The sequence below is a fragment of the Planctomycetota bacterium genome (assembly GCA_038746835.1).
Taxonomy (GTDB): Bacteria; Planctomycetota; Phycisphaerae; order Tepidisphaerales; family Tepidisphaeraceae; genus JBCDKH01.
In genome coordinates this window covers 1-7,422 of the sequence record JBCDKH010000180.1, presented here as the reverse complement: position 1 = coordinate 7,422, position 7,422 = coordinate 1, and the positions used below count along the sequence as shown (strand labels likewise).

5 protein-coding genes are annotated in these 7,422 nt (G+C 65.7%); 1 reads left to right on the top strand and 4 read right to left on the bottom strand.

Translation table 11 applies throughout. The features are described from left to right. The 3 genes from AAGI46_14150 to AAGI46_14140 all read right to left on the bottom strand — a co-directional run. Window positions 1–1,178 (bottom strand): hypothetical protein (locus AAGI46_14150; protein MEM1013349.1); only part of this gene is annotated, 1,178 nt, incomplete at its 3' end. Between the two features lie 8 nt (window positions 1,179–1,186). Further along, the gene (locus tag AAGI46_14145; GenBank protein MEM1013348.1) at window positions 1,187–2,143 is read right to left on the bottom strand and encodes an AEC family transporter; all 957 of its coding nucleotides are present in this window, start codon (window positions 2,141–2,143) and stop codon (window positions 1,187–1,189) included. An 18-nt stretch (window positions 2,144–2,161) separates the two neighbouring features. After that, window positions 2,162–3,874 (bottom strand): vWA domain-containing protein, encoded by a 1,713-nt coding sequence (locus AAGI46_14140; GenBank protein MEM1013347.1) that lies wholly within the window; start codon window positions 3,872–3,874, stop codon window positions 2,162–2,164. Between the two features lie 172 nt (window positions 3,875–4,046). Between AAGI46_14140 and AAGI46_14135 the strand changes: the two genes are divergently transcribed. Next, window positions 4,047–6,641: a tetratricopeptide repeat protein gene (locus AAGI46_14135; protein ID MEM1013346.1), complete on the top strand. Its 2,595-nt coding sequence runs from the start codon at window positions 4,047–4,049 to the stop codon at window positions 6,639–6,641. A gap of 86 nt (window positions 6,642–6,727) precedes the next feature. On the opposite strand, the gene AAGI46_14130 is transcribed toward AAGI46_14135, so the two are convergent. Next, window positions 6,728–7,422: hypothetical protein (locus tag AAGI46_14130; GenBank protein MEM1013345.1), on the bottom strand; the 695-nt coding region annotated here is incomplete at its 5' end.

Below are 7,422 nucleotides of genomic sequence, written 5' to 3'. Positions count from 1 at the left end.
CCGTCGGCAGCGGGGTGGCCGAGGTGGTACCAGTTGCTGCGCCAGCCGACGGCGAAGGGGTCGTCGTACTGCGTCTCGACGTGTGTGCCGTCGCGTTCGAAGTCGACGCGATCCACTTGCTCGGTGAAGAGGCAAGCGAGCACAGGCCAGCGGCGGCCGTTGGCGTGGTCGTGTTCGTCGAGGCCGGTGAGCACGAACTGATCGTCGTGCGGAATCGCGTCGGGTGCGTAGCCGAGCGCGTCGGCCATGCGCCAGGCGAAGAAGTGATCGTGGCCGGGCCGCACTTCGTATCGCGTCGGCGGCTCTTGCTTGGTCCAGTTGTTGTAGTAGCCCCACGACACGCCCTGCCGCGTTGCGACGGGCAGGTTGGAGACGGCGGGCGAGTCTTCGTTGCAGACGATGGGTTTGTCGCCGACGCGTTGGCGGACGCGGGTGATGAGGTTGGCGAAGCGTTGTCGCGACTGGCCGTTGCCGTGGATGAGGACGACGTCGCTGGCGTCGGCGATGGCGTCGGGCATGACGCCGCCCGTGCCGCTGCAGCCGACGGGCAGTCCGCCGCTTTCGCGACGGGCCAGGTCGATCAGGCTCGCCACGCCGTACGGCTCGAAGAGCACCGGGTGCTTGGCAAACGGGCCGACGTTGTACTCGTTGGAGATCTCGATGATGACGTTGCGGTATCCGCCATCACGAAGCCAGCGGCTGGCCGTGGTGACGGCGCGTCGGACGCTGTCTTCGTCGTCGATTCGTGCAGCCTGATCGCCGTAGAAGAAGCTCACGATGACGGCCATGCCCAGGCCGTCGGCGGCGCGGACGAGGCGTTCCATGCGCGCCGCATAGGCGGGGTCGATCGCCTCGCCGCGTCGGCCGAAGGGGTTGTTGTCGATCGTCGGGTTCTCCGTCGTGAAGCAAGGCCCGCCGCCCTGGAAGCCGACGGTGAAGGCACGCAGGCCCCAACCGTACCACTCGGGCAGCGCGGCGATGAGTCGATCGGTCTGGGCGTCGGCGTCCCACTCATCGAAGCCGAAGCGCGCAAAGCGACTCGGGTCGGCCTTGTCGTCGAAGACGCCCTGAATGAATCGGGCGTTCATTAGCATGCCGTGCGCGTCGGCGTTTGGGCTGTCGGCGTAGGTGAGGTGGCCGTCGAATCGGAAGCGTGAGCCGTCGAGTGTGAGTTGCATGGGTTGGATCAGTAGGGCCAGGCCTCGACGACGCCGAGCACGACGCCGATTGAGACGGCCGAGGCGAGTGTGGTCAGGACGATGATGGATGCCGCGAGCGCGGCGTCGCCGTCGAGCTGAGTGACCAGGACGTAGCCGACGACAGCCGACGGAGCGGCCGCGAGTGCGAGGGCGGCGAGTGCCTGATCGGCGTCGAAGCCGAGCGTCCAGGCGATTGTTCCTGCGACGAGTGGACCGACCAGCAGCTTCGCCGCCGCCGACCATGCGGCTGGGACGATGCGTCCGCGAACCTTGTACGTGACCAGCGCCCCGCCGAGGCTCATCAGCGCGAGCGGGCCTGCCGGCTGGCCGATGAGATCGAGTGACGTCAGCACCACGTCGGGCGGACGCCAGCCGCTGGTCGCCAGGGTTAGTCCCGCCGCGCACGCAATCAGGATGGGATTGGTGACCAGCTCACGCCCGACACCTTTGAGCAGATTGGCACCGCTGAGCCCGCTGCCGCGTGATCGTCCCCACGACAGTGCGCTCACGGCGAGCACGTTGAACAGCAGCACCGTCGGTGCCAGTGCAACGGCCGCCATCGCGATGGCTCGTGGGCTTCCGCCGCCGAGCGCGACGACGGGCACGCCGACGAAAGCGAGGTTGCCGCGGCAGCTTCCCTGCACCATGACGCCGAACGCATCGCTTCCGCCGCGAAGCACTTTCCACCCAATCGCCCCGATGGCTGCTGCGGCGACCGTTGCCAACGCCAAGGCCAACGCGACCTCGCCGACCGCCCTGTCGAGCCCGCCCGCGACGCCGATCATCTTCGTCAGGAGCGCCGGCAAGCAGACCCAGTAGACGAGCCGATCGAGCTGCTGTCGCGTGGCCCGCTCGAGAAAGCCGAACCGCATCAGTGCCGCACCGAGCGAGACCAGCAGCACCAGTGGCAAGAGCGATTCGACCACGCGCAACCACGTCGGCATGCGTTCGACTCTAACGCCCTATCGCTTCTCGTTCGGCAGCATGTCAGGAAAAGCCGCACGCATAAACGGCCCGGTGGCGACAATGACCTGGCGAATGCGTGGGTGATACCCCTCGGTGACGGCGCTGTCGATGATGCGCAGGGCGACGTCTTCGAACGGATTGATGTTGCCGAACTGCTCTTCGGCGGCTTCGATCGTCCAAGCTTTGAGCGGCTCGGTCGGCAGGCCGCTGCGATTGATGTCGCCGGCCTTGAAGCGAATGACGCTTCCACCGGCCGCCTCTTCGATCGCACGCTTCCAGTGCTCGTCGGGCTTCTGCGTATGAAGCGCGAGGATGCGAACGCCACGACGGGCAAAGTCGTAAGCGAGCTTCGCAGTGGCGTCCTCTGTCTTGGGCGTCATCTCTGCGTCGGCCACCAAAACGATGGCGTGCAACGCTCCGCCTTCGGTGTTCCATCGCAGGCCTTGCTGCGCCGCGACCATCCCGCCGTGGACGGCCGTGCCGGGGTGCATGTTGGCCCACTGCTCGCGATTGGGCTTTGGCACCGGCTCGAAGAACATCGCACGTGAGAGCCGAGCGATGTCCGACGTCAGCGGAAACGGCCTGGCGGTGTAACCGCGCGGGTGTCCCTCGGCGTGGCGGCAGCAGTTCTGTTGCAACTCGTCGATCACCTCGTGGCGCACGTACACGGCAGCACCACGCGATTCGCCGCTCAACACACTCAGAAGGCTCATCACACGCCCTGTTGCCCGCGCGACGGCCTTGTTTTCCTCGGCCATCGAGCCGGTCGCGTCGATCACCCACGCCAGGTCAACGCCGCGCACCTCCAGGTCGCCCGCCTCGAACGCGTCGCGCCACGACTCGTCCTCGAGATCAGGCGTCTCAGGCTTGGGCAAGAGCAGATCGCTCGCGACGTACGTCGACAGGTCATCGGCCGATGCCGGCGTGACATCGCTGCGAAGCCATGGACGCCAGCGTCGCATCACGTCTCGTGCGGCCGGCGCGCCTTCGATCGCCGCCGGTGCGCCGGGCAGTGCCGAGAGGACGTAGTCGACCTTCTGCGGTGCCGTGTTGAGTCGAAGGAGCTGTCGGTCGAGTAGTGCCTCGACGACCTCGCGATCGCGCCATGCGGCGACTGCGTCGCGCAGGGCGACGAGTTCGGCCGCGGGTTTTTCATCGTTCCAAGGCGTTCTGGCAACGACTGTCGCCGCCGCACCGCCGACGGCGTCGCCGTAGTCGGACGCCGGTCCAGACGCAGCCGCCTCGAACAGCGTCGCCGAGAGCTCGCCCGGAAATCCGCCGTTGGCCGCCGAGACGATTCCGGCCTTGCGCCACGTCGCGAGCTGGTCGTCGCTGAGCGAGTCGAGCCGTCCACGCAGTGCTTCCCACGCGAGCCACGCCACCACCGGGTCTGGCCCGCCGCGACGTGCCTCGCGAAAGTCATCCAGCCCTGAGGCGAAACGGAGCGAGTCGACCAGCGCCGTCGTCGCTTCTTCCGAGTCCAATCGCGCCACCGCCACGGTCGCCACTAGCCGCGGCAAGCGGTCGAATCGCCGAAGCGCCGGTTCGAAGGTGTCCAGGTACGCCTTGCCTAGCTCACGCTGGAACACGACTCGCCGCTCCTCTGGCGTCATGTCCTGCAACGGCTTTTCTGCAAGCGCTGCTGCGCTCAGTCCCAACACCGCCAGCGTCGCGACGGCCGTCGTCCTCATCCAGTGGCTCGCCCGCATGGGGAGATGGTACGTCAGACTCCGAAGGAGCGGCAGCGGGTTGCAGCAGCTGCGCTTGCCCCAGCGCGCCCGGGTGTGGTTGGACAACGCACAACCAGTACGACCGAACGGACGCGACCCGCTCGGTGCCACCAACTTGCGGCGGGCTTGGCCGCGCGTGCACACTGATCGGATGAGCAACCGGCGAACAGCACCACAGTGGGTCGAGTTGCTCCTCCAGCGAACGCACGAAGCCAGAGACAAGGAACTCGGCGATCTTGCGCTGGTCGACCCCGACCTCGCGGCCGAGGTCCGGCAATTGCTGCCTTCAGAAGACCACACCGATGCCACTCGTCGACCGACGTCTGTCGAGACGCCAAGCGTGGTGCATCGGGACATGAACATCCAGTGGAACAAGGGTGACCGCGTCGGGCCGTACGTCATCCTTGAGCTCCTCGGCGACGGGGGCTTTGGTTCGGTGTACAAGGCCGAGCAACGGACGCCCGTTCAACGGACCGTTGCTCTCAAAGTCATCAAGGCCGGCGTCGATACGAAGGAGGTCATTGCGCGTTTCTCGTCCGAGCGGCAGGCGCTGGCCCGCATGGACCACCCGCACATCGCCAAAGTCCTCGACGCTGGCAGCACCGACGCCGGCCGGCCGTACTTCGTCATGGAGCACGTGCCGGGTCTGCCGATCACCGAGTTTGCCGACGAGCAGAAGCTGACCATCGACGAGCGACTTGAGCTGTTCAAGCAGGTGTGCGACGCGATCAACCACGCCCACCAGAAGGCGATCATCCACCGCGACATCAAAGCCGGCAACGTCTTGGCCTACCGACACGACGGCAAGCCGACCGTCAAAGTGATCGACTTTGGCATCGCCAAGGCAATGACGAGCGATCGCCTGACCGACCTGACCTTCAATACGGCTGGCGGCATGGTCATCGGCACGTACACGACCATGAGTCCCGAGCAGGCAGCCGGCTCGCCCGACATCGACACGCGCACCGACGTCTACTCCCTCGGCATGCTGCTCTACGAGCTGCTGACGGGCGTCGCCCCGTTCGACCCGCGCGAACTAGCACGCTCCGCCGACGACGAGGTGCGTCGCATCATCCGCGAAGTCGACCCGCCGTCACCGAGCACGCGACTAACGCGCATCGATCCGACCGAAACAGAAAGCCTCGCCAAAACCCGGAGGATTCGACTCGAAGAGCTGGGACGCACGCTTCGTCACGAGCTGGAGTGGATTCCGCTCATGGCGCTGCGGAAGGAGCCGGCAAGGCGGTACGCGAGCCCACTGCAACTGGCCGAGGACATCGACAACTACCTCAACGGCCGACCGTTGATCGCCGGGCCCGAGAGCCGTGCTTATCGGACGAAGAAGCTGATCGCCAAGCACAGAGTCGCGCTGGCCACGGCGGCGGTTATCGCGGTGTTGCTCGCCGGCGGAATTGTCGGCACGACGACGCAGATGGTGCGTGCCGATGAGCAGGCCGAACTCGCTCTAGCCGAGGCCGAGCGTGCCAACGACGCCGAGGCCGACGCCTTGCGGCAACGCGACGAAGCCGAGCAGCAGCGCCTGGTCGCCGAGCAACAACGCCAGGAGGCCGAGCGTCAGGCCGCGATCGCCGAAGAGACCAACGACTTCCTTGTCGGCATGTTCGATGAAGCCAATCCGGCAAACGCACGCGGGGACGAAATCACCGTCATCGAAGTGGTAGAACGCGCTGTCGACGACCTCGGCGACCGCTTCGAAAATCGCCCGCTGGTCAAGGCGGTGTTGCAGACCAGCCTGGGCGAAGTGCTGTTCCGAGTCGGGCGATATCCGCAAGCGACGACACTCTTCGAAGAGACGCTCGACACTCATCGCCGACAGCTTGGCAACGATCACCGCCAGACGCTGGACACGATGAACAACCTGGGAGTTGTGTATTTCGCCCGCGGTGACTTCGAAAAAGCTGCGCCTCTCATACAAGAGGCACTTGATGGTCGCCGCCGAGTTCTAGGGAATGAACATCCCGATACGTTGGCCTCGGTCGGCAATCTGGCAGCCCTGCTGTTCAGTAATGAAGACTTCAGAGCAGCCGAACCGCTCCTCAGAGAGTCACTTGATGGTCATCAACGCGAACTCGGCGACGATCACCCCGACACGCTCACTTCAATTCGCAATCTGGCAACAGTGCTCGGTGAACTCGGAGACGTCGACGCGGCTGTGACACTCTCCCAACAAGCAGTTGACGGCTACCGCCGCGTTCTCGGAGGAGATCACCCCGAGACACTGATGTCCATCACCAACTTAGCCACTCAATTCATAAACAGCGGTGATCTGGAGGCCGCAGAACGGCTCTACCGGGAAGCACACGATGGAAGCCGCCGCGTCCTCGGCGGCGATCATCCCGACACACTGAGCGCGGCCAATGGCCTGGCAGTCGTACTCCAAGTCCGCGGCGACAAGGACGCTGCCGAGACACTCTATCGCGACACGCTCGAACGGCAGCGCCGTGTGCTCGGCGACATTCATCCTGACACGCTGCTCTCGCTGCAAAACACGGCGTTTCTGCTCGCAGATCGAGGCGAGTACGACGCGGCGGAGCCGCTCTATCGGGAGGCGATCGAAGGCTACCGACGCGTGTTCGGCAACGAACACCCCGCCACACGCAAGGCCGCACGCCGCCACGCCGACTGCCTCGCAGCGATGGGACGCACCGAGGAAGCCGAAGCCGTCCGCGTCGAGTTCCGCCTCAAACCTCCCGCATCACAACCAGCGTCTGACGCCTCTGAGTGATGAAGCAGCAACCAGTCCGGAGCAAGCTGTGCGAAACCCGACGACCTGCTTGTTAGCGGCGACGTTCCGCAACCCGGCGGTTCCGATCACACCTTCGCTCGGCGGCGCAGGCCGATGAGGGCGACGCCGGCGAAACCGCCCAGGGCGGCGAGGGGTTCGGGGATGACGGTCGCGGTGAGTGCGGTCCCGCCGAACGCGGCGTCGTTGTAGTCGATCAGGAACTGGAAGCCGCTGAACGAGACGATTTCGTCGTCCGCCACGTTCGCAAACAGACCGCCGTCCCACGTGTTGTAGTCGATGAGCACAAATACGTCGCCAACGTCGAGCACGACGCCGCCATCGACTGCAAGCTCGAGCATCGCCGTGCCGGTGCCGAAGCCGAAGGTGCTGGCCTCGATCAGGCCGGAGGAGACGGTTCCGGTTCCATCGTCGCCGATGACGAATCGGCCCGTCGCCTGGTCGCCGCCGGCATCGGCGTAGTTGAGGCCTTCGCCGGCGGTGGCCTCGACGACGGCACCACGTCCGACTTCAAGCGTCCCCGTCGCAGGGAAGCCTGCGAAGCCCCAGCCGACGTAGAGCCGGTCGCCCACCGTCAGTGTCGTCCCAGCACCGAAGAGCGAGAGGACACCCGTCGAAATGTCGGTTCCGATGTAGAGGTCGTCGCCGACAGTGACAGACGAGCCGTCGGTCACCGTGACAGATCCGTCGCCGGCAACTGCTCCAACCTCGCCTCCGACGAAGAAGTCTGCGTCGACGTTCACCGTGCTGGCACCCGACACGT

Excerpts from the sequence above, each read along its gene's own strand:
- AAGI46_14145 (MEM1013348.1), bottom strand. The coding sequence starts at position 2,143 with ATGCCGACGTGGTTGCGCGTGGTCGAATCGCTCTTGCCACTGGTGCTG.
- AAGI46_14140 (MEM1013347.1), bottom strand. The coding sequence starts at position 3,874 with ATGCGGGCGAGCCACTGGATGAGGACGACGGCCGTCGCGACGCTGGCG.
- AAGI46_14135 (MEM1013346.1), top strand. The coding sequence starts at position 4,047 with ATGAGCAACCGGCGAACAGCACCACAGTGGGTCGAGTTGCTCCTCCAG.